This is a genomic window from Chitinophaga agrisoli (assembly GCF_008386695.1).
In the GTDB taxonomy this organism is placed as follows: domain Bacteria; phylum Bacteroidota; class Bacteroidia; order Chitinophagales; family Chitinophagaceae; genus Chitinophaga; species Chitinophaga agrisoli.
The window spans coordinates 1,430,038-1,455,315 of sequence record NZ_VUOC01000001.1 but is presented as its reverse complement, the minus strand read 5'-3'; the positions used below and the strand labels follow the sequence as shown (position 1 = coordinate 1,455,315).

The 25,278-nt window shown below is 45.1% G+C and carries 33 protein-coding genes; 25 read left to right on the top strand and 8 right to left on the bottom strand.

Features of this window, described 5'->3' with window-relative positions; genetic code table 11:
* The first annotated feature begins 112 nt into the window (after positions 1-112).
* Positions 113-1,774 carry a leucine-rich repeat domain-containing protein gene (locus F0L74_RS06090; RefSeq protein WP_188315872.1) on the top strand — a complete coding sequence of 554 codons (1,662 nt, stop codon included), beginning with the start codon at positions 113-115 and terminating at the stop codon, positions 1,772-1,774.
* 258 nt (positions 1,775-2,032) lie between these two features.
* Positions 2,033-2,779 (top strand): hypothetical protein, encoded by a 747-nt coding sequence (locus tag F0L74_RS06085; protein WP_149836915.1) that lies wholly within the window; start codon positions 2,033-2,035, stop codon positions 2,777-2,779.
* A 532-nt stretch (positions 2,780-3,311) separates the two neighbouring features.
* Here F0L74_RS06085 and F0L74_RS06080 read toward each other — a convergent pair.
* On the bottom strand, positions 3,312-3,914 hold the full coding sequence (locus F0L74_RS06080) for a helix-turn-helix transcriptional regulator (protein WP_149836914.1): 603 nt from the start codon (positions 3,912-3,914) through the stop codon (positions 3,312-3,314).
* Positions 3,915-3,950: 36 nt separating this feature from the next.
* Here F0L74_RS06080 and F0L74_RS06075 point away from each other — a divergent pair, with 36 nt between their 5' ends.
* The 16 genes from F0L74_RS06075 (at position 3,951) to F0L74_RS06000 (ending at position 14,912) form a co-directional block, all read left to right on the top strand.
* Positions 3,951-4,151 (top strand): hypothetical protein, encoded by a 201-nt coding sequence (locus F0L74_RS06075; RefSeq protein WP_149836913.1) that lies wholly within the window; start codon positions 3,951-3,953, stop codon positions 4,149-4,151.
* Positions 4,152-4,165: 14 nt separating this feature from the next.
* Positions 4,166-6,133 (top strand): hypothetical protein, encoded by a 1,968-nt coding sequence (locus F0L74_RS06070; RefSeq protein WP_149836912.1) that lies wholly within the window; start codon positions 4,166-4,168, stop codon positions 6,131-6,133.
* Positions 6,134-6,397: 264 nt separating this feature from the next.
* Positions 6,398-7,279, top strand: coding sequence for an AAA family ATPase (locus F0L74_RS06065; protein ID WP_149836911.1), 882 nt, complete (start codon positions 6,398-6,400; stop codon positions 7,277-7,279).
* Between the two features lie 11 nt (positions 7,280-7,290).
* Positions 7,291-7,707 carry a hypothetical protein gene (locus tag F0L74_RS06060; RefSeq protein ID WP_149836910.1) on the top strand — a complete coding sequence of 139 codons (417 nt, stop codon included), beginning with the start codon at positions 7,291-7,293 and terminating at the stop codon, positions 7,705-7,707.
* Complete coding sequence (locus F0L74_RS34085) at positions 7,704-8,048, top strand: helix-turn-helix domain-containing protein (protein ID WP_149836909.1); 345 nt, start codon at positions 7,704-7,706, stop codon at positions 8,046-8,048. The genes F0L74_RS06060 and F0L74_RS34085 overlap by 4 nt, the downstream gene beginning before the upstream one ends.
* Positions 8,045-8,395 (top strand): hypothetical protein, encoded by a 351-nt coding sequence (locus tag F0L74_RS06050; RefSeq protein ID WP_149836908.1) that lies wholly within the window; start codon positions 8,045-8,047, stop codon positions 8,393-8,395. The genes F0L74_RS34085 and F0L74_RS06050 overlap by 4 nt, the downstream gene beginning before the upstream one ends.
* Positions 8,396-8,407: 12 nt before the next feature.
* Complete coding sequence (locus F0L74_RS06045; RefSeq protein ID WP_149836907.1) at positions 8,408-9,031, top strand: DUF3164 family protein; 624 nt, start codon at positions 8,408-8,410, stop codon at positions 9,029-9,031.
* A 520-nt stretch (positions 9,032-9,551) separates the two neighbouring features.
* Positions 9,552-10,139, top strand: coding sequence for an HD family hydrolase (locus F0L74_RS06040; RefSeq protein ID WP_149836906.1), 588 nt, complete (start codon positions 9,552-9,554; stop codon positions 10,137-10,139).
* Positions 10,139-10,789 (top strand): DNA repair protein RadA family protein, encoded by a 651-nt coding sequence (locus F0L74_RS06035; protein ID WP_149836905.1) that lies wholly within the window; start codon positions 10,139-10,141, stop codon positions 10,787-10,789. The genes F0L74_RS06040 and F0L74_RS06035 overlap by 1 nt, the downstream gene beginning before the upstream one ends.
* Positions 10,790-11,082: 293 nt before the next feature.
* A complete protein-coding gene (locus F0L74_RS06030; RefSeq protein WP_149836904.1) occupies positions 11,083-11,580 on the top strand; it encodes a hypothetical protein in 498 nt (165 codons plus the stop codon).
* 436 nt (positions 11,581-12,016) lie between these two features.
* Positions 12,017-12,646: a DNA cytosine methyltransferase gene (locus F0L74_RS06025; RefSeq protein ID WP_149836903.1), complete on the top strand. Its 630-nt coding sequence runs from the start codon at positions 12,017-12,019 to the stop codon at positions 12,644-12,646.
* 16 nt (positions 12,647-12,662) lie between these two features.
* Positions 12,663-13,079, top strand: coding sequence for a hypothetical protein (locus tag F0L74_RS06020; RefSeq protein WP_149836902.1), 417 nt, complete (start codon positions 12,663-12,665; stop codon positions 13,077-13,079).
* Positions 13,076-13,513, top strand: coding sequence for a hypothetical protein (locus F0L74_RS06015; RefSeq protein WP_149836901.1), 438 nt, complete (start codon positions 13,076-13,078; stop codon positions 13,511-13,513). The genes F0L74_RS06020 and F0L74_RS06015 overlap by 4 nt, the downstream gene beginning before the upstream one ends.
* 2 nt (positions 13,514-13,515) lie before the next feature.
* Entirely contained in the window at positions 13,516-13,953 is a 438-nt protein-coding gene (locus F0L74_RS06010) for a hypothetical protein (protein WP_149836900.1), read from the top strand.
* Positions 13,954-14,106: 153 nt separating this feature from the next.
* Positions 14,107-14,502: a hypothetical protein gene (locus tag F0L74_RS06005; protein WP_149836899.1), complete on the top strand. Its 396-nt coding sequence runs from the start codon at positions 14,107-14,109 to the stop codon at positions 14,500-14,502.
* Between the two features lie 83 nt (positions 14,503-14,585).
* Positions 14,586-14,912: a hypothetical protein gene (locus F0L74_RS06000; protein WP_149836898.1), complete on the top strand. Its 327-nt coding sequence runs from the start codon at positions 14,586-14,588 to the stop codon at positions 14,910-14,912.
* Here F0L74_RS06000 and F0L74_RS05995 read toward each other — a convergent pair whose 3' ends face one another.
* The 7 genes from F0L74_RS05995 to F0L74_RS05965 form a co-directional block, all read right to left on the bottom strand.
* A complete protein-coding gene (locus tag F0L74_RS05995; RefSeq protein ID WP_149836897.1) occupies positions 14,913-15,431 on the bottom strand; it encodes a hypothetical protein in 519 nt (172 codons plus the stop codon).
* A 10-nt stretch (positions 15,432-15,441) separates the two neighbouring features.
* Positions 15,442-16,017 (bottom strand): phage virion morphogenesis family protein, encoded by a 576-nt coding sequence (locus tag F0L74_RS05990; protein WP_149836896.1) that lies wholly within the window; start codon positions 16,015-16,017, stop codon positions 15,442-15,444.
* A gap of 2 nt (positions 16,018-16,019) precedes the next feature.
* Entirely contained in the window at positions 16,020-16,724 is a 705-nt protein-coding gene (locus tag F0L74_RS05985; RefSeq protein WP_188315871.1) for a putative phage head morphogenesis protein, read from the bottom strand.
* Positions 16,725-16,894: 170 nt separating this feature from the next.
* Entirely contained in the window at positions 16,895-18,256 is a 1,362-nt protein-coding gene (locus F0L74_RS05980; protein ID WP_149836894.1) for a phage portal protein family protein, read from the bottom strand.
* A gap of 2 nt (positions 18,257-18,258) precedes the next feature.
* Complete coding sequence (locus tag F0L74_RS05975) at positions 18,259-18,672, bottom strand: phage protein Gp36 family protein (RefSeq protein ID WP_149836893.1); 414 nt, start codon at positions 18,670-18,672, stop codon at positions 18,259-18,261.
* A 2-nt stretch (positions 18,673-18,674) separates the two neighbouring features.
* Complete coding sequence (locus F0L74_RS05970) at positions 18,675-20,231, bottom strand: hypothetical protein (protein ID WP_149836892.1); 1,557 nt, start codon at positions 20,229-20,231, stop codon at positions 18,675-18,677.
* Positions 20,218-20,772: a terminase gpP N-terminus-related DNA-binding protein gene (locus tag F0L74_RS05965; protein ID WP_149836891.1), complete on the bottom strand. Its 555-nt coding sequence runs from the start codon at positions 20,770-20,772 to the stop codon at positions 20,218-20,220. The genes F0L74_RS05970 and F0L74_RS05965 overlap by 14 nt, the downstream gene beginning before the upstream one ends.
* Before the next feature lie 170 nt (positions 20,773-20,942).
* Here F0L74_RS05965 and F0L74_RS05960 point away from each other — a divergent pair, with 170 nt between their 5' ends.
* The 7 genes from F0L74_RS05960 to F0L74_RS05930 all read left to right on the top strand — a co-directional run bounded on the left by F0L74_RS05960 (position 20,943) and on the right by F0L74_RS05930 (position 25,276).
* Positions 20,943-21,983, top strand: a complete 1,041-nt coding sequence (locus F0L74_RS05960; RefSeq protein ID WP_188315870.1) for a phage protease — start codon at positions 20,943-20,945, stop codon at positions 21,981-21,983.
* Between the two features lie 99 nt (positions 21,984-22,082).
* Positions 22,083-23,114 carry a hypothetical protein gene (locus F0L74_RS05955; RefSeq protein WP_149836889.1) on the top strand — a complete coding sequence of 344 codons (1,032 nt, stop codon included), beginning with the start codon at positions 22,083-22,085 and terminating at the stop codon, positions 23,112-23,114.
* Between the two features lie 64 nt (positions 23,115-23,178).
* Positions 23,179-23,589, top strand: coding sequence for a hypothetical protein (locus F0L74_RS05950; RefSeq protein ID WP_149836888.1), 411 nt, complete (start codon positions 23,179-23,181; stop codon positions 23,587-23,589).
* 36 nt (positions 23,590-23,625) lie between these two features.
* Positions 23,626-23,805: a hypothetical protein gene (locus tag F0L74_RS05945; protein ID WP_149836887.1), complete on the top strand. Its 180-nt coding sequence runs from the start codon at positions 23,626-23,628 to the stop codon at positions 23,803-23,805.
* A 67-nt stretch (positions 23,806-23,872) separates the two neighbouring features.
* Complete coding sequence (locus tag F0L74_RS05940) at positions 23,873-24,241, top strand: hypothetical protein (protein WP_149836886.1); 369 nt, start codon at positions 23,873-23,875, stop codon at positions 24,239-24,241.
* Between the two features lie 5 nt (positions 24,242-24,246).
* Positions 24,247-24,747, top strand: coding sequence for a CHAP domain-containing protein (locus tag F0L74_RS05935; protein ID WP_149836885.1), 501 nt, complete (start codon positions 24,247-24,249; stop codon positions 24,745-24,747).
* Between the two features lie 10 nt (positions 24,748-24,757).
* On the top strand, positions 24,758-25,276 hold the full coding sequence (locus F0L74_RS05930; RefSeq protein ID WP_149836884.1) for a hypothetical protein: 519 nt from the start codon (positions 24,758-24,760) through the stop codon (positions 25,274-25,276).
* Positions 25,277-25,278: the final 2 nt, after the last annotated feature.

The following is a 25,278-nucleotide window of genomic DNA, read 5'->3' as shown; positions in this document are numbered from 1 at the left end:
GTGCTGGTTAACAAAAGGAGAATTTCTCTATCTGTTTGGCCTGGAGGGGGATGATAACCTGCAGGTGCCTGATTTTATCTATATTCGAAAAACAAAGCTTCCCTTTTATACCATGAAAAGAATCGTTTTCCTGTTACTGCTCTTTGGGTTCTTTCACCTGGCTGCTCTTGGCCAGGACTATGGGTCTGTGAAAGGAAAAAAAGTATACCGTAGCCTGGAAGAAGCCCTGGCCAATAAAAACGATGTATATAACCTAAGGTTGTACCGCTTCAAATGGGAAGACCTGCAGCTGATCGCAACACTGAAGCAGCTACAGTATCTCGCATTGGAAAACGGCAAGCTTGATTCCCTGCCCGAAGCAATTTGTTCCCTTCCAGATATCCGGACGCTTAATCTATGCGGGAATAAATTTACGAAGATCCCCGAAGGGGTCAGGCGTATGAAGCAATTGGACTACCTGGTGATGTACGATAACGAGATCCGGGAGGTCCCCGCGTGGATAGGGGAGCTTACCAATCTCAAAACATTGATCCTGGTGAGGAACAAAATTGATAGCATCAGTCCGGGAATAGGCAGACTGCATAAATTATCTGATTTTGCCGTAAACAATAATATGCTCCGGCATTTGCCAAAGGAGATCGGCGAGCTTCGTTCACTCCGTGAGCTTTCTGCAGATGGCAACCAACTGACCCAACTGCCGGAAGAGATCACCAGGTTGAAAAATCTGGAGACACTGGAGGTAAATAGTAACTACCTATCCAGCCTTCCCGAAGAATTGGGTAAATGCAGTAAGCTGGCACGTGTACAAGCCAGTTCAAACCGGCTCACCAGCCTCCCTGCATCTTTGTCCCGCCTGCGTGAGCTAAAATCACTGGTACTGGAGAATAATTCCTTTGACAGTTCAATCGAGCATTTTGTATTTCCTATGCGGCTGGAACATCTCGAACTGACAGGTAAGGCCATCCATCAAATTCCCATTTCGCTACAGCACTGCAAAGATCTGCAACATATCAAGATCACACATACCTCCATCGCCTCCATTCCAAATTGGTTGAATGAACTGAAAGCAATTAACTGGCTTGAGCTGAATAATAATCAACTTACTGTGATCCACGATCTGCCGGACCTGCACAAGCTCCGCGTATTCCGTGTGTCAGGGAACCTGTTAGACACGGTCCCCGGCAATATTCTTTTACTTCCAGCGCTGGAAACAGCCGATATCAGTAATAATCCTATCACGCATATACCGGTAGAGATCCAACATGCCGCAAAGCTGACATGGTTAAGTATTTACAGTACGTGGATCTCCAATACGGAGTATATGGCATACAAGAGACTTGTTGGGAAGCACATAGCTCTTCCCCATGACAAGATCGTATTTTTTGAAGATGAGGACCGTCCCTGTTATATAGACGGTCTTTTAGACACCAGCGAAGTATTTACACACATGGAGGTCAATCCCCACTTTATAAAAGGTCATCAAGCCTGGCAGAATTTTGCGGTGGATCATCTTCGTAAAAACAAAGTTGCCGGTGTACAGGATTCTGTTGTGCTGAGATACATTGTGCGGGATGAAGGCGGCTTTAGCAACCTCCAGGTTGTTCATTATAAATTTGAACAGACCAGGGATGAGGCGGTTTATTTAATGAAGCTATCCTGTCCTTATTGGGTGCCTGCAAGCATAAGCGGCAGAAGGGTGAATCTATGGAGGCGCCAGGTTTTTATTTTTGATGGAGAAGGGATAAAAGTTGGAGACCATCCCAATGATCCTTAGATTATAAAATAATATACTCAGCCAAAACTGATCATTTTTACACGTTTTGGCCAACTATAAAACATTATACTCAGCCAAAACTCTTTAACAGAATATCCTGGCTTGGGCAGCACCCAAATTATAATATTCTCTTTTTCAATCAATTAACAAACAATCCTTTCGTTGAAAAACTAATATACCGTATCTTTAACCGGCTTTATCCCGACGAAACCCCGATCAATTACCATTGTATTTATTCATGTTAAAACCAAAAAATCAATGAACCAGTTAAGATTTACGGGCATGTTTGTTTTGGCATCTGCAATGTCTTTCCTGATCTCCTGTGGAGGGGGCACCGGAGGACAACAAGCCAATACTGACACCACAGGTACGGACACCACCACAACAGCTGCAACCACAGCACCCGTAGCAAATACCGAGATCACCACCCCGCAGAATATGGTGGTAATAACTCACAAGGTGGCCGATTATGAAAAATGGAAAACCGCCTATGATGCACATGATTCTGTACGATTGTCTAATCAGCTACACAATTATGTTATCGGCCGCGGTGTAAAGGATCCCAATATGGTACTGGTAGCCCTGAAGGCAGATGACATGGAGAAAGCAAAAACATTTGCCAAAGACCCTGGCCTGAAAAAGGCCATGCAAAACGGAGGGGTAACCGGTAACCCGATGATCGGATTTTATACGGTTACTTTCCAGGATACTGCGGTTATTGCTTCAGACATCCGGGTTAGCACGAGGTTCACCGTCAAGGACTGGGATACCTGGCAAAAAGCATTTGATGTAAACAGAAAAGAAGGGCTGGACAATGGTTTATCCGTAAGGGCTTATGGCCATGATGCGGACGATAATCATAAAGTAATGGTGGTGTCTGCTATAACGGATACCGCCAAAGCCAATGCTTTCTGGCAATCAGACATGATCAAAAAGAGAATGGAAGCGGCAGGGGTGAATAGTAAGCCGGAACGGCTTGTATTCCGGATAGCACAACGGTATTGAATGAATTTGTTAAAACGGCTGCCGGTCATCGGACTGGCAGCCGTTTTATTTAACCACACTGTTTGTACGGATACATATAGGGGGGGTAAAACCATAAGTATAACTAAAGAGTAAATATAAAAAGTGCAAAAAATGCACTGAAATGCAATGCAGTGGCGAACTTACGGCCGTTTACATCCAGTTAACTAAGAAAAACGAAAAATGCAGTAGCTTTAATTCCGTTGAATTAACCTTTAACCCATTCAACGACAGATCATACCTATTTTAACCGAACTTTTTGAGGAAACCTTATACCGATGGGGCTTTTGGGGCAATAACAAACGCTTTGGAGTCAGATTTTACCCTATTTAAGTGTAACCCACACATTTTAGCCAAACATTTTTACGAAAACCTATACCGATGGGGCTTTGGGCAATTATTACCCGTTTAAGGGCTGTCTTTCCCGTATCCATCCACCACCCTCTATTTGCAACTATTGTTCTCAGCGCAAATACGCCTCTGGCCTGCGTTGCGGACCCGTTGTGCATGTGAATCAGGCTATATTTTTTTTGCCTCCCTGCCCGGAATGACTTTCCACGTCCTTACCCAGCTCTGGTATAGCTCTTTTTAGCCGCTCATTTTCTTCTGAAAGTTTCGCAACTTCTTGATTTTTAATGTCTAAAAGGGTTTTTTGGGTTTGTATTGTTTCCTGTTGGCTTTCAATTATGCCCTGCTTAGCGTCCAATAATTGTTGCAAAACACCTGACGGTTCTGCCGCTGATTGTCCAGGGTGAGGAGCGGCTTTTGGGGTATTACCTGTACTATTACCTGTACGGTTACCTGTACTTTCATAGTCTTTGGTTATCGGCGCTGTTTTATCAATTATCTGTACATCTCCAAACAGCTGCCCCATCGAAATACCAACTAAATTTGTAAATGCTATCAATTCTGTAACGCTAGGATCGGCTTTACCCGACTCCCAATTTGCAATTGTTTGCTGTGTCTTATTTAGCTTAAGTGCAATGTCAGATTGACTTTTACCACTTTTTTTTCGGGATAACTTTAATGTCTGTCGCCAATTGGATGATTGCATGAAAATTTTTTTTACAAATTTGCTTTGTAATACAAATATAGTTTGTACTTTCGTGTTGTTCATCTGAAGTGAACAAAAACAAAGGTATCAAAATATAGCATGAACTACACGAAAAGAGATAACCGCAGGGCCGCAATAGTCAAGATGCTGGCAGATAAGTACGGGGTTAGCACCAGCTATATTTATCGGGTTCTTAAAAATGGGGCCGCGTCTGAGCGCATTTTAAGTGATTACATGATGGCGCTGGAGGGTACCAACAACTTATTAGAGGCCGTTAAAAAGGCCGTTCCATTTGACTGAAAACCGCAACCCAGATGAAGCTGATTGATAACATACTATATATGGAGCTACCGGAGCTGGTGGAGTGTGGTATAAAGGAAAATACCATTTGGCATGCCTCCTCCCGCAAGAGTCCCAGCTGGCAAATTATAGACGATCCGGCAGACCGCCGTAAAGTGCTAATTGGTTATGAAAAGCTGAAAGACCAGTATAAGGATATGGTGATTGCGCGATACGGTAACCCGTACGAGCATATGGCAAAGCAGCCCATACGGGATATGGTGACGAAAGACCTAAAGGCGGAGGCAGTTTTTCTGGCGTATCGATACGGTCCAAATAAGGATAACAGCCTCCCCACTGGCACCCAGGCCAAAGTGGACTATGTAAAGAGATATACCACTGCTGCCAGCTGGTTAAATATGCTTGTAAAGGCAGCAGAGGATAAGAAGGCTATTAAAAAGGCCGTGAATCTGAATATTGAGCAGTTTTATCTACACGTCCTGGAGATCATTAAAAGGGATCAGATAGACCTACCCAGCAATTACCAGGCGCTACTCCGCCGACGCCGGGAGTACCAGGAAAAAGGATATGAGTGTTTGATAGATTGGCGCTTTGGTAATAAAAACGCCGCTAAGGTGGATAATGAGGTAAGCAGCTCCCTATTACTGACCCTGGTTTCTAATGCCAATCAATACGATGATGTTTATGTATGCATGCGGTACAATGAGTGGGCTGTTCAAAATGGACATTCCCCCATTACCTCCCGTACGGTGTGCAATTGGCGGCAGGATAATGAACACCTGATTCTCAGCACGCGTGAGGGGCAAGCGCCCTGGTATGACAAATACGGTAAAGAGGTTAAGGGCTACCGCCCATCTGCTCCGCTTTACCTAGTTGAAAGCGATGATAACCACCTGGACCTCCTATTTATAGATGAGGAAACCGGTAACGCTTTCAGTAAATATAAGGCCATCGTGGTTACTGATAGTTATAATGACTATGTATTAGGATATGCCTATACCTCCGGTGAGATCACGGTGGAGCTTGTACAGGCCGCATACCTAAATGCAATGCACCACCTCCGGGAGCTGACAGGCGGCTGGTATCTCCCTCACGAAGTAAAGACAGACCGTTGGGGTATCAAACGCCTGGAGCCGTTCTACGAATCTATGGGTAATTACTTCCGTACGCCGGTGGGCAGTAAAAGGCGCGGCTTTCTGGAGCAGTTTTTTGGCTCCCCATTATGGAAAAACAGCCTCAAAGCAGGTGCAAATAACTATAGCGGCAATAACATGGTGGCTAAAACCCGTGGCGTAAACGTGGAGGAGCTGGCGCTGAATAGAAAGGAACGCCCTACCCTAACGGAAGGCCGTACCCAGGTTGAAAACTTTTTTCACCGGCTCCGCCACACTCCAGACAATAAAACGGGTATTACCAAGCAACAGCAGTGGTTAAATGCGTTTGCCGCCATGCCGGATGCTGACAAAAAGGCAATCAATGATGAGCAATTCCTGTTAACGTTTGGTGTTCAGCACTTACCGCAAGGGCGCACGGTTGCCATAACAAAGGGAGGAGTCGAGCCGATGATCCAGGGAGTACAATACGGGTTCATCGTCCCCCCTGATCTGTACTTACAAAACGTTGGTAGGCAGGTAACAGTAATATATGATCCTTACGATATGTCCCGTGTACTGTGTACGGATTTTGCCTCCCTGCGTTTCCTGGCCTCCAGCGATCGCCGTGGCCCCCGCGCTTTGGCAGACTTTCAGGTAGGCAACCGTACCGCACTTAATTCATTTTTGGCTGAAAAGAGGGAGGATACCCGCAAGGTAGCGGAAGCTGCTGACCGGCGCAGGGAGATACTACGCCGTAATGGGGTGGATGCGGAGGCAATGTTGCAGGGTGGCGTAATGGTAAAAGAGCTGAAACAGGCGGCAGAGGAACGATACCTACAACAGACGACTGAACGGCGAGGAGACTACAACCCATTTGAGTTAATGTAACACCATTATATATATGCAGCTATTATTTAGACGAAAAAAGACCGCCAAGCCAGTCGCCTGGACCTGCCCGGCATGTGGTAGTCGAGAGGCTAACATCGTCCCTCCTGGAAAATGGGTTATTACCGGGTTATGTGGCTCATGTGGCAAAACGGTACATGTAGAGGTCCGTAGCCAAGACGTTACAATATCAAGGGAAATAAAAAGCCCGCTGTGATCAGCAGGCTGCATTTACTATCAATATTAAATACATGTAAATCCAAAGGTATGAATATTACAGAAAAACAAGACATACAGAAAGCACTGATAGCATTTATTGGCCGTTATGAAAGTCAGGCTAAAGCCTGCGCATCCTTAAGGGATGTTAGCGAGGCGACTATCATTAACATGAAGTCCGGCAAGTGGGATAATATCAGTGATGGTAAGTGGCGTACCGTGGCTAAACAAATCGGTATGGATAATCAGCTGAGCCGGTTTGTGGAAACCATGGACTTTAACACCCTCATCCTCTATTTCGACCTGGCAAGGGAGGAGGGAGCAACTTTTGCAATAACTGCGCCCGCTGGTTATGGTAAAACCTTCACGGGCAAATGGTACGCTGACAGTATGAAGGGTAAGCCGGTGTATTACCTCCAGTGTGCCAGCTATTGGAATAAAAAGTATTTCCTCGTAGAACTAGGGAAGGCCATGGGCATTAATTATAGAGGGATGAGTGTGTACGATCTTATGGAAAACATCATTTCGGAGCTACGCACCCAGGATCAGCCCCTCATTATCCTTGACGAGATAGACAAGCTGAAGGACGAAGTACTTTTATTTTTCATCACCTTTTATAATGAGCTGAACGGCCTTTGCGGGATCGTATGGACTTCTACGGACGCAATCAAGCGTAGGATAGAAAAAGGTATCCGGCTCAATAAAATGGGGTATGAGGAAGTTTACCGCCGGATAGGCCGCAGGTTTATCCCGCTTTCAGGCACCAACCAGCAGGAGGTAGAGGAACTTTGCGAGATGTACGGGATCAACGGTGCGGAGGAGATTAATAGGATACGCAACGAGTACCAGGGAGATATTAGCCGTATAGACAGGGAACATTTGAAAAAGAAGGCCATAGGCAAATTTGAATCAACCCGCTCAAAAAGGGCTTAAATGCACTTAGAATGAAAGAAGTGGTAGCCGGTGGTATGAACGCTCAGGAAATGGATAAAGGGGCCGCAATGGGGCTAATTTGCGGCCTCCTTTCCTGGGAGCAAATGGAATACGCCGAATTTCAGCACGACACCGGACTAGAATATCTCCGGTTATACATCCCGGACGATCCAGACGGCCAGGATTTACTGATCCGATCACAAATATATTGGCAGTGGTGGCTTAATCATTGGTTGGCGCGTGACCGGTCCTATATCCTGGCAAGGGTGGATTGTAACCTTTCAACAGATGAACGCCGTTTTTTGTATCGCGCCCTCAATAATGCCGGTGAGCTGGTTAGGGATATTTACCCCAACCGCGTGATCCTGGAGCAATCCTACGCAGAAATGATAGGCCGATTGTTTGACGCTGAAAATGTACCACAATGATTAGGCAACGGACAATACCTAAACGTCTGCCCCAAAAGACGAAACAGACCATAGATCACTATGTCCGGTGGTTTATACAGGAGCAGTTTAATTTAGAATGGCATGACGTTGTTGGCCCTTGCCGCAAAACGGAACTGGTTGCAGCTCGTTACTGCTACGCCTTTTTAATGCGTCTTTACGCCGGGGAATCAGTACTAAAGATTGGTCACAATATCAATCGGCACTACGCCACTATTATACATGGTACGGCTCAAGTTAGGGCGTGGTTAGATATTAATGATCCACTTGTAACGCCGATTATAGAAAAATTTCAAAAAAACGTGCAATACCTAACTGTATGAAATTTAAACTCACTTTTAATGCCGCTGATTTTCAAAAATTTAAGCTCGTCTTAAGTCCTGCCGAATATGACACGCTTATGGACGTAATGATATTTGTGACCCTACAAGATCCACCGGCTGGAATTAAGGATAAAATAGTTCTATGCCTTGTACAGAGCTTCTACGTTCGGCTCCAAAGTAAAGCGCTGATCAAGCAACGGGCGTACAACTTCACAATACCAATAGCTGAGGCAATGGCCTTTCAAGCATTTTGGAGTGGTAAGCCTGCACGGGATATTATCTCCAGCAATGTCGTCAACACCATCATTGGAGAGGTTGATAGAAAAACGAAAAGTATAACTTTTTAAACACCCATAACGATGATAAAACAGCAAACAAATAAGCAAAAGGCGTGGCAGGATAACCAGGGCATGGAGGTGCCATTTTCCCGTGTTACGCTGGTAGAAAAGTTGAAGGAAAAGAGCGCCTATTCAGTTGCTACTCAGGCCATCAAGCTAAACGCGCAGCTGTCAACTTTCCGGCAGTCAATTGCCGATGCCTGTGAGGAGGTTTATAACCAGGTAATGACAGCCAAAGAACGTAAACAGGCCACTAAAGGGAACTTTACGTTTTACAATTTTGATGGCTCCATCAAAGTAGAGGTATCAGTGGATGATCGTTTGGACTTTGACAGCCTATTGATAGAAAAGTGTAAGCTAAAACTGCTTTCACTTGTAGGTGACAGTATCAGTGAGGATAAAGCCTTTATTAAAGAACTGGTATTGTCTGCATTCCAAACTAAGCGGGGTAACCTTGATACCAAAAAGATTATGGGGCTTAAACGCTACGCCCCACGGATAAAAGATGCCCGCTACCAGGAGGCTATGACCTTGCTGGACGAGAGTATCCGTGTCGCCCAAAGCAAAAAGTATTACCGGGTTTACCTACGCGGAGTGGACGGAGAGTATAACGCCATAGATTTGAATTTCAGTAGTATAATATAATTAGTTTTTCATTGGGTTAGTTAGCAGTTGATAAAGCCCTGTCAGTATCCACTATCGGGGGCCTTTTTAAAGATATTTTGTTGGCATAGGTTTTCATAGGATTGATCCCGGCCGTTTCCACGGCTGGGGCTACTCTAAAAATTCCTTAACACTTTAAATACAATATATATGGCTTTCAATGAATTTTCGGAGCTACGGCTCACGGACCCGATTTGTATTGTCCTGTTGGCAGTAATTACGGGAGCTACTATTGGGGGTATATGGATGTACCGCAAGGATAGGCGAAAACACAAGGAGGAGCAGTTACGAGCCGCCAATTTAGCCATCGCTAAGGCAGCTTTAACACAGGAGAAAGTAGACAAAATACGGCAGATTATGCGGGGATGGGATTTACCAACCCAAATGAAAAGAAGTGAGATAATATCCCGGAATCCCTGGATAAATGACCTCCAAAACCCTAAATAAACAGAGGGGTTTTACCCCTTAATTCCTATTTATTAACACTTAAAAAAACGCTCAAATGATCCACAACACAAGATTTCACCCGATTCACAATGTAAATGACGGGGTTGTAAACACGCTGACGGGAATTGTTTCACTGACAGCACCCACGGTGGAGCAAATAAACATCCTGGACATTATATCCTCCCTATCAAAGACCTGCCGGTTTGGCGGCCATGTTCGGAGGATGTACACGGTTGCGCAGCACTGCTGTTTAATGGCCTCAATTGTCCCCCCTAACTACGCCCTGGAGGCGCTGTTGGATGATGCGGAGGAGGCATATACCGGAGATGTTAAAAAACCGCTTAAAGTCTTATTGGGTGAGGGGTTCAGGGTTATTGAATCCCGATTTAAGTTAGTGATAGCACAAAAGTTTGGTTTAGATACCGGGGTAGGTGCTAGGGAGATTATAAAGGAGGCAGACAGGATAGCTGTAACTGTTGAACATGAAGCATTTCAGGCAGGAAACGGCGGCCCCCTAAAAATGCTGATAGCGGAACGGTGGTTAAGTAGTGATTTTTGTAGAGCCTGGCCACCAGATGAAGCAGCGACAAAATTATGGTCTGTTTTCAATGCTCTTAGTTACCAAAGGGAAATACGCAGATAATGGCGAAGGTATTAGGGCTGAAACAGCTACACCAAAAGCGCTATACCCTGCTGGATGGCGTAGGGGATCATATTACAAAATGCTTCGGCGACTTAACTACCTCCTTTATCATGATTGTATGGGGGATGAGCGGTAACGGTAAGAGCAATTTTTTAATGCAATTTCTTACTGCACTACTGGCATTTGGTAAGGTTTTGTATGTCAGTTTGGAGGAAGGCGGCGAAAAATCTTTCCAAAAAATGGTATTCCGTCACCTGGATGTGGATGCGCATAACGGAAAGATAGAGTTTGCAGACTATGAAATGACGTTTGATGCTTTAGTAGCAAAGCTGAAAAAGAAGAAAAGCCCCCGATTTATAGTAATAGACAGTCTCCAGTATTGGAACATCACCTACGAGCAGTATAAGCAGCTGAAAGAAATGTTCCCTAACAAAGCATTCATTTTTATTTCTCATGCTGAAGGTAAGAACCCCAAAGGCACAACAGCTACCAACATCCGGTATGACTCCGGTATAAAGGTACGGGTTGAGGGCTACATAGCCTTTATTACAAGCCGCTATGGTGGTGGTGAAAACTTTGTGATTTGGGAGGATGGAGCTAAAAAGTATTGGGGCAAAAAATTCAAAACGATGTTAACTAAACGCCTATGAACACACAACAATTAGCATTCCTGGCGGGAAAGATCACCAATGAACTACACAGTAAAGGCTGTATGTGTGATACCATTGTGGAAAAGGAGCTTACAACCTTATGCCACAATCTGCCAGCGCATAGCAGAAATGAGGAGGCAATATCCAAAATCGTTATGCAGGCATATAGCATGGGTGTTAATGTAGCGCAACTAAACAAGATCGCCGCAACTATATATTCCCCGCACATATACAATCGTATTTATTAACAAAAGTGATAACCCGCGCTTAAACGCGCTCAAACCAACATACACATGAAAACAACAATAGTCCTTTTTTCTCTGTTCGTTGCCTCCGCTTGCTACGGACAGCATGTCACCCCAGCATTTTCTCTAACAGCTGGCAGTGACTTCCGCGCCGGTTTAACATCCCTGGGTATTGAAGGTGGAATCTATACCACAAATCGTAAACACTCATTTATGGCCACCCTGGAAGCAGACCGGATAGATAACGCTGATCTGCTTAAATACGGCCATCCTGAGCTGGTACACCCGGAAATAACTAACAGTGTCAGCTCCCACACGGTGGGGCTTAAATATAACATGCGAGTGCTAAATGCGGCCCCCGTGTCTTTATATGCAGTTGTTCAACCCTGGTATTCCATAAATCTGAACATTCCATCCGCCTGGGCGGGTGGCCGGGTTACCTGGACCCGTAAAGGAGATATGGTTTCAGTGGAGGTAATGCGGGATGTAAGATGCAACCGGTACGCCATCAGGTTAGTGTTTACCACCTTCAAAAAGCACAATTAATAACTCACGCTTAAAAAACGCTTAAACAAATGAAGAAACGATCTATTTACATCGCGCTCAGTCTTTTATTATGTTCCTGTACTACGCAGTCCTGCCAGGATTGGAAACGGACGCATCAGTACGAGTCCCGTGACTATATAATAACGGTTTATTCCGGTGATCACGCTGTTTATACTGATAGATTTAACGGGGTGGTTAACCAGGAAGATGGAGACGGCATCTACTATTTTAAAAAGGATACCCTAATAGAGATAGCCGGACCATATGTTATTAAATCAACTAATTAGTACATGGATGCACTCGAAATAACGCCCATCCCCTGCGAAATATGTGGTGAGCTGGTACTGCCGGATGTTCAGCAACCAGCCTCCCACCCAGGGGTCTCTCATATAGTATGCATAATATGTTACAACCAATACTTTGATTTCTTACCACAATGAACTCAGCAGACATACATAATAGGCTAATTATAAGTTTATATGATTTTACCGGTAATTGGGTAAAAGATTACATAGACGCGGGGTATCCCGTGATGTTGTGGGATAAGAAGATAGAGGGGGATATTTTGGAAGGGTTTTCAAAGCTGCTTAGTGAGATAGAGGATACCGGACTAAAAGTACATGGCGTTTTTGCCGCTTGCCCTTGTACCGATTTTTGCGCTAGTGGAGCCAGATGGTGGGCTGCGAAGGACGAACCGCAAACGGGTTATGAACCTTTTGAAAGCCCTACGGAGCTTAGCATTTTTTTGGTGTTAATTGTGCTGCATTTTGTGGACATCGTAAAACCTAAATTTTGGGTGATTGAAAACCCCAAAGGGCGCATAGAAAAGCTTATCCCCGAATTAATACCCTACCGGCGCATGGGCTTTAATCCGTGTGATTTTGGCGATCCATACACAAAGTATACAATCCTCTGGGGTGAGTTTAACCAACATCTAAGCGGACAATCTGCACTCCCGCTGTACGGTTCATTAATGCATAATATAGGCCCATCTGCAAAACGAGCTGAAATAAGAAGTACAACCCCGCGCGGGTTTGCGCGGGCGTTTTTTGAAGCAAACAGTTAATGTTAAATGAATTATCATGAATCGTAATACTAAGACCACATTATCAGAATTACGCATAGGGGACCGCTTTCACTTCCTTAAGGATTTCGCCGTTTGGCAGATTATAGAAAAGACCCGAACGCATGTTGCAGTTAACCAGCCTAAGCCGGGTACTGAAATTGCAGCGTTTATACACCGGCATCATGAATTGAAGAAAGGGAAAACTGAGGTGATATTTATGAGGCATACCGAACTGCAGCCAGGTGAGCGCGGGCTGTTTCAGGACTTAAAACCAGGCAATGTATTTGGATTGCCCAACGATTTCATTAAAGAATATGTTGTTACAGAAGATGGGAAACATGCCGTTGGCATCAATACGTTAGATGAATCCGGGGTAAGAAATATACATGCTACGGATGCAGTTGTTTTCATACGTTCAAATGAAATATTATGAGACTCTTTTATATCTCGTCCTCTCAGTTCAAAGGCTCTATAGAATTGCTATATGATGAATCGGGCAAACTTATGTTATTTGATTTACGTGGGGCAAAGGATGTTACACCTGCTGGCATTAACCAGTTAATGACGGCTGTTATTCCGGTGTTCGTCACAAATATTGAGAACAGATTCAAAGGTCTGGCGCTCACCCTGGTTGAATCAGAATTTACCGTTTCTTTAGATGATTTTAAGCAGGAATACCCCTACTCCAGAAATATGCATTTGTTGCCGCATGAGTGGGATAAAATGAGTAAAACAAACCAGGTTTTGGCATGGAAAGCGGCTATAGAGTATCGCGGGTATTGCCAGCGAAATACATGGTACAAACCAATGATTGCCGCTACCTGGCTTAAAAAGCAAGAATATCTTAACGACTGGAAAAAACTATAGTTATGCCATCAAAAGGACACCTTGCAAAGCTCCACATATTGCTGAAGGAGACGAGAAACCAGGAGCAAAAGGCTGATATGGTGTTGGGGTTCACCGGTGGCCGCACAGCCAGTAGCGCCTCAATGACAGATGCTGAAGCCGTAAAGATGATCACACACCTGGAGGAAATAAAAGTTAACATAGGTATGAAAGCGGGCGGGCGTAACGCGGGCAAAATATATGAGGCAACAAACACAATGAAGTTTAAGATAATCGGCCTGGCTATTGAGTGCGGATGGACAAAGGACGGAGGCAAGATTGATATAGGGCGGCTTAACGATTGGTGTATAAGATTTGGGGCTAATCACAAACGCTTGGATGATCACACCTACATGGAGCTGCCCGCCCTGGTTACTCAATTTGAAAACGGCCCGTACCTGGCACGATTAAAAAAATCATAATCACCATATCTGCATACAACTGCACCGGGCCAAATGGCCCGGTTTTTTATTTTTTGTCATAAAATACCGGAAAAATCCCCTCCGTACCTCCTGTTTACTCTATGTAACTTAGCGCCGTTAACCGGGGACAGGGCTACTGAACATCTATAATACATGCAGTCAAAGGCTATTATTCCTGCACTTGAAACAAATGAAGAGGCTTTATTTATCCTATATCCTTTTGCCAGGGCAATTAAATGCACAATAATTGATATTCACCCCTCCACCGCCGGTGTACGTTATGATGCTGAATTGCATCTCCCAACGTACGAAGGTGAGGACCGGGGCGCGCATACCCGTATCACCGCTGATGGCCGGTACTTTTTTCCCATAATTGTATCGGCAGCGGATAAACTAATGGATGATGAAATATTATCATTACTTAAAACACACTCAGTACCCACACATTTAACGCCTGATGCTATAGAGGTGGTTAAAAGTTGGATAGCAAAAGAAGGGGGAACCGTTCAGGAGGGCGTGGCTTATTTACTGACACGGATCAAATTTTAACATGAAAGCCGGGCATTTAGCCTGGCTTTTGTTTATATCTTTTTTTGAAGCATGTTTAAAAGAGAGGTAATATTGTGTACAATATGCGCGGCAATCGTTCAATATATACCTCCCTTTTTGAAGATCAAACCGTCCTTAATACCACTCCCACCACTGAAAGAAAGGGCCGTTCTGAGATGCTCATTTTACGTAGAAATGAGGCCCTTATCTGTCGTTACTATTATTATGTAAGATTGCAGGCTTTCCAATATGAAAGGGCGCTCAAAACGCTCGCAAATGAATTTTTTATTCAAGAGCGTACCATTGTGGATATGCTCGCTAAAAATAGCGGCATATTAAAGGAGCTACGCGCATCCGATCCCACCGTAAAGTACTTTCGTGAAAAATACGCCTGGATGCGCTGGGACTAATCAGCCTTTATTAATCGTGGGAGTCGGGCGCGCCACCTTAGTACTCTGCGGCGCCGCTGTCATATCCGTGTAACATAACTGATACCTCACAACCCTGACTCTTATATCATCATCCCGTTTTTCTGTTCCGGCACCAAACCTGGTTAACGGCCCAAATCCCTCCGGTTCCCAGCCATGAAGGGCCATAAATAGCTTGTTTTCCAATCGGAAATACTTTAGCGCATTGGGCCTAATGTTAGTTGGCGTTAAATTATTGCTGTCAGTATATTTCACTAAGCCAATGCGAAAGGTAATAGCCAGCTCCACCACCTGGTATAACTTATTGCCGGTATCACTGTAACGCGATTCGTCCAGGTCAATCAACAAGCAGGGCCAGCTGACAGGGGGGCGCAGTTCGTAGTTTTCCAACTGGCCTAGATCCAGGTCAATGTACCGTACCTCCGGCACTTTCTCTGTCACTCGCTGTATTATCTGCTGGTAAAGGCTTTCCTCCGGTGATAATAATAAATCCTCTGGCATATAAAATATTTTAACGTATTCCCTTCATTAATTCTGCTATAAGCAGGCGTTTAATCTTTTCGTCCAGCTGTTGGCTTCGCCCCATAAATTGACGGCGCGGAATGTTCTGTTTGATCTTTCGGGTATGTCCTTTAACCGTTGTCTCCCGGACCGTCACTTTACCCCACTTAATCTTTGAGCGCGTTTTAAGCGCCGTCCTTTTAATAATCCCAGTCCTGTTTACCTTACGTGTGTACGGGCTTACGTGCTGCGTTACGATGCCTTTAAACCCCTCATTGTGGGCTTTGGCATAAGGCGCGTCTGAACCAATATGTACTTGCAGGTTTGCGATACTTGTTATACGAATGCTCCGCCGTAGCCTGCCGCTCAATACCAGGATGGCACGTCCTTTATTCCGCTTTGCTGGTCCCCACTTTGTAGGGTCTTTCCTATCTTTCCAGGCTGATCGTCTAATGTTTAACCAATTTCGTTCTCTAAACCGATCTAAAAAAAAGTTAACAGCCTCGTTACCCGCCATGCCGGGCGCATATAATAAAACCTGCTTAAAATGTCGCTCTATTTGCTTCAGCTGCGGTATCTGGTCCATGGTTATTTTTTCCGTTTCGTCTTAGGTATAAGGCTCAAAGCATCATTGCGCACATCGTCCGGTATGCCGTCCCAATAGGGATGCCCAGGAGGGAACACCAGCCCTTTCTCCGCTAGATTTACGGCAAACATTGCAGGCATTTTCTCCGGATGCACTATCTTTTTATCAGGTGTTGCCTTTCCTGATACTCCCTTACGGATAGTGCTGCGTTCCCCCCAATGATTAGGTAAGAAATACCTTTTCCAAAATGAGTCACCGGCAGGCTTGCGTACGCCGTTTAAGGATTTACATATGTCCGTTGTACGATCATCCAGGACCGCGTCAAATTCCAACATAGTGTCCATACCCTCGCCTACAATATCCTGCCACATGCTCGCCATGCGGGCGCTGGTAACCGCCATATCATACTCCGCGTTTAACCAGGTCTCCACATATTTAACATTCAGTTTCTTAGCGGCTCTCTTGAATTGTGCTTTGCTACGGAGTTTACCGTTAGGTGTAACTAACGCCTCCGTGAGCGCTTTAAGCTGGTGATAGTTTTTAGCCCCGGAAAATTGATATACATTATTTCGCAGGTTCTCCAGCATTTTATAGTCCGGACTGTTATACCTAATATCTGTTATGGCTTTACCATAACCTGCCTCAGTACCTTTATACAATCGTTTTGCAAATGCCCGCGTAACATCCTTGTCGATAGCTTTGGGCATCCCCTTTTGCAGCCATATATTATTCACCATCTTCGCCAGCTCAGCGGCAAGATCATCAACACTTATCCCGGATAACTTATGATCACCCTGGCAACAATCATCGGTATAAAGCGGTGTTAAAATAGCGCTCAGCTGTTCATCCGTATTACCTGGCAGCCCCCGTATTGCCGCTAATATTCGGCGGGGGCTAGGTCGAAAAAATCAGCAAGTTTTAAACGCATCCGGTCCCAAAAAGATAGTTTCCCCTTACGCCCTTCTTTTTTGGCTTTTGTGGGTGTTTTACGCGGGGGGGCCTCCTCACCATCTTCTTCATCATCTGGCTCAGAATTATCAGGAGCAAACGGGTTACTACTTTCCTCCATGGCTTTTTTTTGCGCGTCATAATCATCTGGTTTAGGAATGCCAAATTCCTCGTAAAAATAATCGTCACCGATAGGCAGTTTTGCGTCCTTTTTCAGCTTAATAGCAATATCTGCCTTTTCCTTTTTACTCAGCTTTTCCTGCTGCATCTTGTAGGCAAAGCTGCACCCATCAAAGGGGAATCCAAGATTAATAAGTATCGGCAGTACTTTTTCGTTTAAAATAGCAAGTTCGTCCTGCCTATCATCCTCCAGGATACTTTCTTCTACATCTGCATGGGTTTTGGATTGAGCGTAGCCGCTGGAGGCACTGGAGGTGGTAGTTTCTGTTTGCCCCAGGATGTTGATGCAAATTTCCTCATTGCAGGCTTTCCGGAGCTGATCATACAGATTTCCGTTTCCGGATGCGTTACGGGTTTCATGTAGCTTAAATTCTGCATCTTTTGGCAGGATGGCATATGATGCACTACCAGCCTCGTTTAATGCTGTTTCCAGCTGTTTACGAACTTGTTCGTTATATCCATCATAGCGAGCCTCACGGAATGGCATACCAAACACCTCTGCAAATTGCGCCCAATCTCCAAACCCGCCACGCTTGTATATCACATATTGTGCGGCGCTGAGCAATAGCCCCAGGTCGTCACGGTCACCGCATTCAAAAACATAGTTGCTGTATGGCGGCTCCCTATAATCGTATCCCTCCCAACCGCTTTGTTCAAAAGTGATCCGGCCAATATCAAACCTCACATTTTTACGCGGGGCGCTCCATACGGTAATATCGTCACCTTTCCTGCCCAGCTCCAATACAGACCCGCCCCAAAAAAGGTGTTTTCTGGCTTCCTTACGTAAATGCCTAAACTGACTCCGCGATGCCAGTTTGGTCATTGCCTCAACTTCTTTACCGTTGCTATCCATCCCGATGAGCTGGGTTTTAGTCACCCCGTTTATCCGCTTGCTTACCACGCTCCGTAACGTGCCATCCAGGAGAATATCAGCGTACATGTCATATAACATAACACGGTTGGGAACAATACCCTCAGCAGCTTTGAGAGAGCTACGCCATTTTTGTATATCCTGGGATTGTCTTACTACAGGGCGTACTGTGATGTTTTGAATCATAACGCCGCCCTCTACGTTACCCGTCTTTTTTGTTATGCGCGATTGTTTTGCCATTCTTAGTAATGATTATGACGTTTACGATTGCCCCCGGCCTTTATAAAATTGCTGTTAGATTCAGGTGGCGCTGGTAGTGGTAACGGCGGGTTAACATCTCCGGATTGCACACGCTCCAACCACTTGATAGCTTTCTCGTAGCGCGTTTGGCGGAGTTCCATATCTACCCCAGGATTAGATAACTGAATAAAGTGCCATACTGTTATATCTTTTACATAAAGTAGTAGTATGGGTAGCCGGTCTGCACCAGTTGCACTAAAGATGGCATCAGTATCATATGCAGTGAGGTATCCTTCAGCTTCACTGACGGCAGCCTCTATAGCATCTTGTATTTTTTCATCGTCTCCGCGCGTGATCTCGTCAATCACTTCGCCATATAAATGTGTATTAATTTCATCATTAGTTAAAAAGGGCATATTTAAAAGCGTTTTTGGTTAGGTGATCTTTTGCCCAATACCATAGAGCGGGGATTGGTAGCGTTTATTTTTTCGCGTATTTTAAATACCCCTCCCTCCACCATATCCGGGCCGTCCATTGTTCTGCTGTTAGGGTTTACTGATTTAAATTGTGCCTCCAGCCGCTTCATGTGTGGATTATCCTTTTCGGCTATATTTAGAATTAACTGGCCATTCCGGTTAAGAGGTTCTAAATTCCCCTCAATGCGGAAATACTTGTCCGGCTTAATCCGCTCATCAGGTGTAATAGGGAGCATGATTTTAGGTCTAAACACTTTCCCGCGTTCGGCTATCAGAGGCTTAAATACTTGCTGATAAAATGGGTCTTGTAGTGTATTGTTTTCGATGAAAACGTATTGCTGTGTCTTATTGGCAATGAGGAGGTAGCAAGTATATAACCAGTCTATGAAATCACTATTAGTGACTATATCAACGAAAACTTTATACACATAAAACTTTATGCCGTCAGGGGAGCCAATTATCCCTACAGCCTTGCAGCTATTTTGTTGCTTTGACTTTAGCGCGGGCCGGTCCTTATTAGAGGTGCTAGGGTCTGCATATATCACAATAAATGGTAATGATTGAATTGGGGGAACATCACCATATGTTAACTCTTTAAATACTCTCCCTGCGCGTATAGGGTTATTAAAGTATTCCTGTTGCCCTGACTCATAGCTAACAATACTCAGTAGATAATCAATATCCTCCTCACTGTTCTTTGCGGGCCAAACTGATCTATTGGCGGCGTCCCGGATATTAATTACCTCATAACGATCTGATATTTTCCCGGCTCTTACTACACAACAATCTTCAGCTATGATATTGCCATTCCAAATAATAAGGTACGGTGACGATACATCAACTGTAAAAACCAATGCTTTCTCAAACCAATCCCATTTTTTGTTGATGGTATCAATGTTTCGGCAATCCTCATCGGTATCGAAATCGTCACAAATGATGCAGTCCGGTCTTATTTCCTCATTGCTTTCCCCACGTGGGGACTGCCCCGCGCCAACAGACAGAAAGCGTACACCTTTACGAGTGGTGAAATCCCCTATTGCCCAACTACCTGGTAGCTCTTGCGAACCATAATCATTAATCAACCGTTGGTTGCTATCCAGCTGTACCTGATATTTCGTTATAAAGTTAGTAGCGGCATCCCATGTACTGGATGTAAGCACGATGAAACGTAATTTACAGGTCATTACCAGGTTAAGGATATCCATCATTGTTACAGTGCTTTTTGCTAATCCCCGCGCCCAGCTCCGTACAATGTAATAGTGTTTCCTGCCGGAAAAATTTTCAAAAAGAGCCTCTGAGCTTTCAATGTGAAAATCCGGAGATTCGTATTTACAGTACTGCGGGAAATAATACTTTTTCCAGGCTTGCGGATCGCTTTCTAAATCCTTTATACGCTTAACTTTTTCCTCAGTTGTTTCAGAAAGATTAACCGGCGTGCTTTTACGAACGTTTTGCCTGAATTTCTCCCAATCAATTAACGCTTGTTTATCGCTGATCATTAGACTGCATTATAAATTCGTGCCATAGCTCAACTATTTCAATTGCTTTTTCCTGGCTATGTACTTTTTGAATGAATAGAATAAACTGTTTTCCGGCTTCCGCTTTGTGGGCGTAGGATAGCTCTGTTTGTAGCTTCTTAACAGTATCTGCCAGTTTATTTAATGTATCGCTCTCTTTGCTATCCGGTACATTACATGGCGGCTTCCTTTGGTCTATCTGCTCTAACATGGTACTAATGATGCGGGAAATGTTACGCCGCTGCTGGTCAAATCCCATGCGGGCCTCATGTCTATCTACATCCCAACTACCGGCCCTTTTCCATGCACTGATACTCTGCTCAGAAATGCCTGTTATCTCTGCTATTACTTTCTGCTCAAATCCATTTTCTACATATAGGGTATAGGCCAGTTTCTTTTTGCGGTCTATGTCCTGTCTGGCAGGACGTTCGGTTGCCGCCTTTGGCCGTGCTTTAGCTGGGCCTTTTGGTTTCCCTCTTACGGCCTTCTGTTGTTTTGCTTTCGGTTTACTCTTAGCATTCATGTAAGCAAATGTCTATCAGTACGGGCTGTCCGGCAATTCGTAAAACAATGACACGGCAGATATTCACTTTACATGCGTCACATAGTGCCGTCCAGTAAAACCCCCATTTGGCAAGGGTTTCCAGCCGTTGCATTTTTGCTATGTCAAAACGAAAACGGCAATACTTACACATGGCTAAACTTGATCTTGACTTTGTATTACTCGATGAGAGCGTAGTTGATTACGGATACCGTGTTCAAATGACCGGGGCCGTATTGGATGGGTTTAAGGAAAACCCGGTTATGTTATATCTGCACTTACGTGGGAATGAAGGTTGGGAAAAACCTACCAATGACGTATTGCTCCCTATTGGCAGATGGTATGATATACGTATAGAGGGTGGCCGATTGATGGCAAAGCCGGAGTTTGATGATAATGATGAGTTTGCGCAAAAGATAGAGAGTAAAGTAAAAGGTAAATACTTAAACGCCGCCAGTGTTTGGATTGACCCGATAGCCGTAAGTGACGATGATGCCCTAAAAGTGGCTGGACAGCGCGGCCCTACGATTACTAAGTGGGGATTACGCGAAGGCTCTATCGTTGACATACCAGCCTGCCGGAATGCAATTGCCATGCGCAATAGTGCGGGTGAGATGCTACGCCTCTCCAGTGTAGACTCCAATAGCCAGGCGGAAGTCCTTACATACCTCAGCAGTTTAGTACCTGAAAAAAATAGTTCTGAAATGGATAAAAAAATACTGGCCTTAAAGCTGGGCCTCCCTGAATCTGCCACAGATGCAGAGATTAACGCGAAGTTGGACGCACTCAATTCCGCCGCTGCACCTAATGTAAAGCTCACAACTGAAAACACGGAGCTTAAAAAGAAAGTGGACGATATGGAGAAAGCGCAATCGGAGAAAGCACGTACCGACCTAGTGGACGGTGGTATTACCGATGGCAAGTTCACCGCAAAAGAACGCGATACATACTTACAATTGGCTCAGTCAAATTTTGATGCTACCAAAGCGCTTATTGATACCATGAAGCCCTACAAGAGCCTGCAAGAGTTACAGCTGAAGGGAGGCGAGACTAGCGCAGCCGAATCCGCTGAGCTAATGAAGTTGTCCGGCAAACAACTTTGGATGGACGGTAAGTTAGCCCGTCTTAAAGAGATCAACCTGGAGGGCTTTAAAGTAAAGTATAAGGAAGCCCACGGGGTAGAATATAAGTAAAAAGCCTAACGCCTCCCTTTCGCCAATCTAAAATTACTCTTAAACTTTAATCAGAATTATATGAAACATTTCTTGCGTCTTTTCTATAGTCTCCTGGGTATGATCGTTATGGCGGGTGCAATCTCCGCTTTTTGGCACATTCCATTTATTGCTGTAGCGGGCGTTTTCCTGTTATTGAATTTCCTGCCGGTGCCTATGCCTAAAGGCGTTGCCAATGGCTTAGTGCTGGAGCATTGGGCATCATACATCATGGAGCGGTTCTACCGCGATAACACGTTTTTACGATTTGCGTATGACGATAGCCAATACGCAGATGGCACTGGCCGCATTATACATATTCCGCAACCGGGCGCACGTCCTAACGTGGTTAAAAACCGTAATCAGTTTCCTGCTGTTGCCGTTAGACGCAATGATGGCGATGTACTTTATGCACTGGACGAATACACAACGGACCCTACACATATTCCCAATATTGATGAGGTGGATTTATCTTACTCCAAGCAGGATAGCGTTTTAGGCGATCACATGGAGGAGCTGGACCAGGTGGTAGCTGATGATATGATTATCAAATGGGCAATCAATGGTACTCCTTTTGCCACTACTGGTGGCCCGCAGGCATCTCAGGTTAGCCCTGTAGATGGACAGGTAGGAAATCGTTTTGGCTTTCACCACAAAGACCTTGCAAAGCTGATGGTTAAGGCCAATGTTGATGATGTTCCCAAACAGGACCGTTACGTCCTGATTGACGATAACATGTTTGAGTTTTTCTATGATAGCCTTTCTGAAACCATGCAGCGTGATTTCTCCAAGATGGTAGACGCGGCAAACGGCATCGTAGGCAAGATACATAGCTGGAACGTACTTACCCGCAGCTCAGTATTGGCAGCAGACGAAGATAGCGAGATTAAGGCTTTAGGGGCCGCTATCGGGCCAAACGATAACCTTGGCTGCATTGCCTGGCAGAAAAATGTAGTGGCGTTTGCCCTGGGTGCTAAGAAGCTATTCCAGGATACAAACAACCCGCTTTACTTCGGTGATATTCACAGCGCCCTGGTTATGGGAGGGGGCCGTGTGCGCCGTCAAGATGGAAAAGGCATTTATAACATCATACAAGGCAAGCCGGCCGCTTAATGCGCCCGGCCTTGCCCGCCTTTCTCGCTTAGATTATTACTCAAACACCGCTCAAAACGCTTTCATGAAAAAGTTACTCATATTATCAGCTGTATCTATGCTGGTGGCTGTCGCCTTTGAATGTCAGGCGCAAGTGGTCAACCAGGTACAAAGAATTACCGCCTCAGACACACTGACCAATGCAGATACGGCATATCTGTCTTTTAACTCAATCGGATCACATCTTAAATCCATACAGGTATCCGTTGACAAGATCAGCGGCACGGTTGCCGGTTCGGTATTTATTCAGGCAACTGTTGACGGGTTCAATTGGGATTCGGTTACTGATACGCTGACACTCGCCAACCAGGCGAATAATAAACGTACCTGGTTCTTCACAAATACCTATTACAACAGTTACCGTGCGCGGTCAATCACATCCGGCACCATGCAGGCGAAGATTAACGCCGCCCTGTTAAGGCGTGGGGATGAATAGTAAGCACCATTTCAGTAACCATTAAGGCAATTTTTAATGAAACAAATTCAAACAGATGGGGCGAGCTGGACGATGTGTGCAATCACCTGGCTGGGTGGGTTTATGCAAAGTATCAGCCAATCACAGATACTGTTTACACTTACGGTAGTCAGCGGCGTGACATCTGTTGTTTACAACCTTGTGAAAATCCGTAAAGAGTTAAAAAACAAAAAATAACATCATGGCTTTCTGCACTAACATACGTACAAAGATTAAGGCACTTTTAAAGCAATTTGATTCCTACATGGAACGCAACGTTGACACCGCCTTAAAGATCACCACCACTTTAAAATCATTGCTTGACAACCCGGCCGCTCAGATACTTACCGCCATCATTCCCGGTGATGTGGACGAAGTTATCCGCGTAAAGGCTATCCAGGGATTGAATATTGCCATAGAGGTACTAAACCTGGAAAGCACATGCAAAAACGCTGACAGCCTGGAGGCAAAATTGGAATGTTTTATCAGCGAGGTAAGGAAACGTAACCCGGATTTGCAGGATGCAATATTTCATAAGGTGGCCAGTATTATTACTCGCTCCTTGGATGATGAACAAAAGGCTCAAAATGTGTACGACCTGCTTGTACAAGCTCGGTTTAGCACTAACAAATAATTGTAATGAACACTGCCATAATTAATCCCCCCTCTGAGATCACCCTGGCCGCCGCCGCCCTGCGGGTTGCACTATCACAAGATGGCGTACAAGAAAGCCCGCGGGGTAGCAATGGCGGCCCGGAGGTTACAATATACCTAAAAAGCGTGGGGTTAGGCCCTGGTTATGCATGGTGTATGGCATTCGTTTACTGGTGCGTGCAGCAGGCTGCCAGTGAAACGGGGGTGGGTAATCCGCTGGTAAAAACGGCAGGTGTGCTGCAACAATGGAATAACACCACCTGCCGGAGATTGATAGCGCGTTCATCTGGTGTTAAACCAGGCGACATATTTATTATGGATTTCGGTAAAGGTGTTGGCCATACCGGATTCGTAGAAAGCGTGAAAGGCGGCATTGTACATACTATTGAAGGTAACACCAATGACGGCGGAAGCCGTGAGGGGTACGAGGTCTGCCGCCGTGAACGTCTTATAACATCCGTAAAAGGCTTTATTCAATTACCGTAAATTTTTTGTTATGAACAATATACAGGCGATAGATATAGCATCTAAGCTATTTCCAAATTATCCGTCCGTTGACGCATTTCATATTACCAGTGATGGCCAGGCGTTCCAAAAGGATCACCAGGCTGGTAACCACGCCCGTTCCTTTAAAGTAGCCGCTCAGCAACGGGTAATTATCGTTACTCGTGAAGAATGCGAGAGCTATAACAACCTGGAGCATATGACGGCCGAACTTACCGACCCTTCGCCCTCGTCCCTCCCTGGATCTACTTTGCCGTCTGAACAGGGGGACGGACCCCCTGCGCCTGGAGATGGTACAACCGCGTCCCTTTTCGGCCGTGAAGCAGCTGCACTATCGGCACCTCCTGTAACTACTGAACCGGAGCCAGGAGTTGAACCAACGGGCGCAGCAGATTCTGCCACGGCAGATAGCAGGAACCCGGCTACCAGTAGCAAACCAACCGGTAAATCAGCTGCAAAAGATGGCGTTAAAAGCGCAGGAAAAGGCGCAAGCAAGGGTACAAAAAAGTAACC

Bases quoted from the DNA above. Each gene is read 5' to 3' on its own strand.
- F0L74_RS06090 (WP_188315872.1), top strand. From the start codon at position 113: ATGAAAAGAATCGTTTTCCTGTTACTGCTCTTTGGGTTCTTTCACCTG.
- F0L74_RS06065 (WP_149836911.1), top strand. From the start codon at position 6,398: ATGAATATTACAGAAAAACAAGACATACAGAAAGCACTGATAGCATTT.
- F0L74_RS06020 (WP_149836902.1), top strand. From the start codon at position 12,663: ATGAATCGTAATACTAAGACCACATTATCAGAATTACGCATAGGGGAC.
- F0L74_RS06080 (WP_149836914.1), bottom strand. From the start codon at position 3,914: ATGAACAACACGAAAGTACAAACTATATTTGTATTACAAAGCAAATTT.
- F0L74_RS06085 (WP_149836915.1), top strand. From the start codon at position 2,033: ATGAACCAGTTAAGATTTACGGGCATGTTTGTTTTGGCATCTGCAATG.
- F0L74_RS06005 (WP_149836899.1), top strand. From the start codon at position 14,107: ATGCAGTCAAAGGCTATTATTCCTGCACTTGAAACAAATGAAGAGGCT.
- F0L74_RS06010 (WP_149836900.1), top strand. From the start codon at position 13,516: ATGCCATCAAAAGGACACCTTGCAAAGCTCCACATATTGCTGAAGGAG.
- F0L74_RS05935 (WP_149836885.1), top strand. From the start codon at position 24,247: ATGAACACTGCCATAATTAATCCCCCCTCTGAGATCACCCTGGCCGCC.
- F0L74_RS05940 (WP_149836886.1), top strand. From the start codon at position 23,873: ATGGAACGCAACGTTGACACCGCCTTAAAGATCACCACCACTTTAAAA.
- F0L74_RS05965 (WP_149836891.1), bottom strand. From the start codon at position 20,772: ATGAATGCTAAGAGTAAACCGAAAGCAAAACAACAGAAGGCCGTAAGA.
- F0L74_RS06000 (WP_149836898.1), top strand. From the start codon at position 14,586: ATGCGCGGCAATCGTTCAATATATACCTCCCTTTTTGAAGATCAAACC.
- F0L74_RS06030 (WP_149836904.1), top strand. From the start codon at position 11,083: ATGAAAACAACAATAGTCCTTTTTTCTCTGTTCGTTGCCTCCGCTTGC.
- F0L74_RS05980 (WP_149836894.1), bottom strand. From the start codon at position 18,256: ATGGCAAAACAATCGCGCATAACAAAAAAGACGGGTAACGTAGAGGGC.
- F0L74_RS05970 (WP_149836892.1), bottom strand. From the start codon at position 20,231: ATGATCAGCGATAAACAAGCGTTAATTGATTGGGAGAAATTCAGGCAA.
- F0L74_RS05990 (WP_149836896.1), bottom strand. From the start codon at position 16,017: ATGGACCAGATACCGCAGCTGAAGCAAATAGAGCGACATTTTAAGCAG.
- F0L74_RS34085 (WP_149836909.1), top strand. From the start codon at position 7,704: ATGATTAGGCAACGGACAATACCTAAACGTCTGCCCCAAAAGACGAAA.
- F0L74_RS06075 (WP_149836913.1), top strand. From the start codon at position 3,951: ATGAACTACACGAAAAGAGATAACCGCAGGGCCGCAATAGTCAAGATG.
- F0L74_RS06040 (WP_149836906.1), top strand. From the start codon at position 9,552: ATGATCCACAACACAAGATTTCACCCGATTCACAATGTAAATGACGGG.
- F0L74_RS05960 (WP_188315870.1), top strand. From the start codon at position 20,943: ATGGCTAAACTTGATCTTGACTTTGTATTACTCGATGAGAGCGTAGTT.
- F0L74_RS06070 (WP_149836912.1), top strand. From the start codon at position 4,166: ATGAAGCTGATTGATAACATACTATATATGGAGCTACCGGAGCTGGTG.
- F0L74_RS05930 (WP_149836884.1), top strand. From the start codon at position 24,758: ATGAACAATATACAGGCGATAGATATAGCATCTAAGCTATTTCCAAAT.
- F0L74_RS06050 (WP_149836908.1), top strand. From the start codon at position 8,045: ATGAAATTTAAACTCACTTTTAATGCCGCTGATTTTCAAAAATTTAAG.
- F0L74_RS05995 (WP_149836897.1), bottom strand. From the start codon at position 15,431: ATGCCAGAGGATTTATTATTATCACCGGAGGAAAGCCTTTACCAGCAG.
- F0L74_RS05950 (WP_149836888.1), top strand. From the start codon at position 23,179: ATGAAAAAGTTACTCATATTATCAGCTGTATCTATGCTGGTGGCTGTC.
- F0L74_RS06035 (WP_149836905.1), top strand. From the start codon at position 10,139: ATGGCGAAGGTATTAGGGCTGAAACAGCTACACCAAAAGCGCTATACC.
- F0L74_RS05985 (WP_188315871.1), bottom strand. From the start codon at position 16,724: ATGCCCAAAGCTATCGACAAGGATGTTACGCGGGCATTTGCAAAACGA.
- F0L74_RS05945 (WP_149836887.1), top strand. From the start codon at position 23,626: ATGAAACAAATTCAAACAGATGGGGCGAGCTGGACGATGTGTGCAATC.
- F0L74_RS06045 (WP_149836907.1), top strand. From the start codon at position 8,408: ATGATAAAACAGCAAACAAATAAGCAAAAGGCGTGGCAGGATAACCAG.
- F0L74_RS06060 (WP_149836910.1), top strand. From the start codon at position 7,291: ATGAAAGAAGTGGTAGCCGGTGGTATGAACGCTCAGGAAATGGATAAA.
- F0L74_RS06025 (WP_149836903.1), top strand. From the start codon at position 12,017: ATGAACTCAGCAGACATACATAATAGGCTAATTATAAGTTTATATGAT.
- F0L74_RS06015 (WP_149836901.1), top strand. From the start codon at position 13,076: ATGAGACTCTTTTATATCTCGTCCTCTCAGTTCAAAGGCTCTATAGAA.
- F0L74_RS05975 (WP_149836893.1), bottom strand. From the start codon at position 18,672: ATGCCCTTTTTAACTAATGATGAAATTAATACACATTTATATGGCGAA.
- F0L74_RS05955 (WP_149836889.1), top strand. From the start codon at position 22,083: ATGATCGTTATGGCGGGTGCAATCTCCGCTTTTTGGCACATTCCATTT.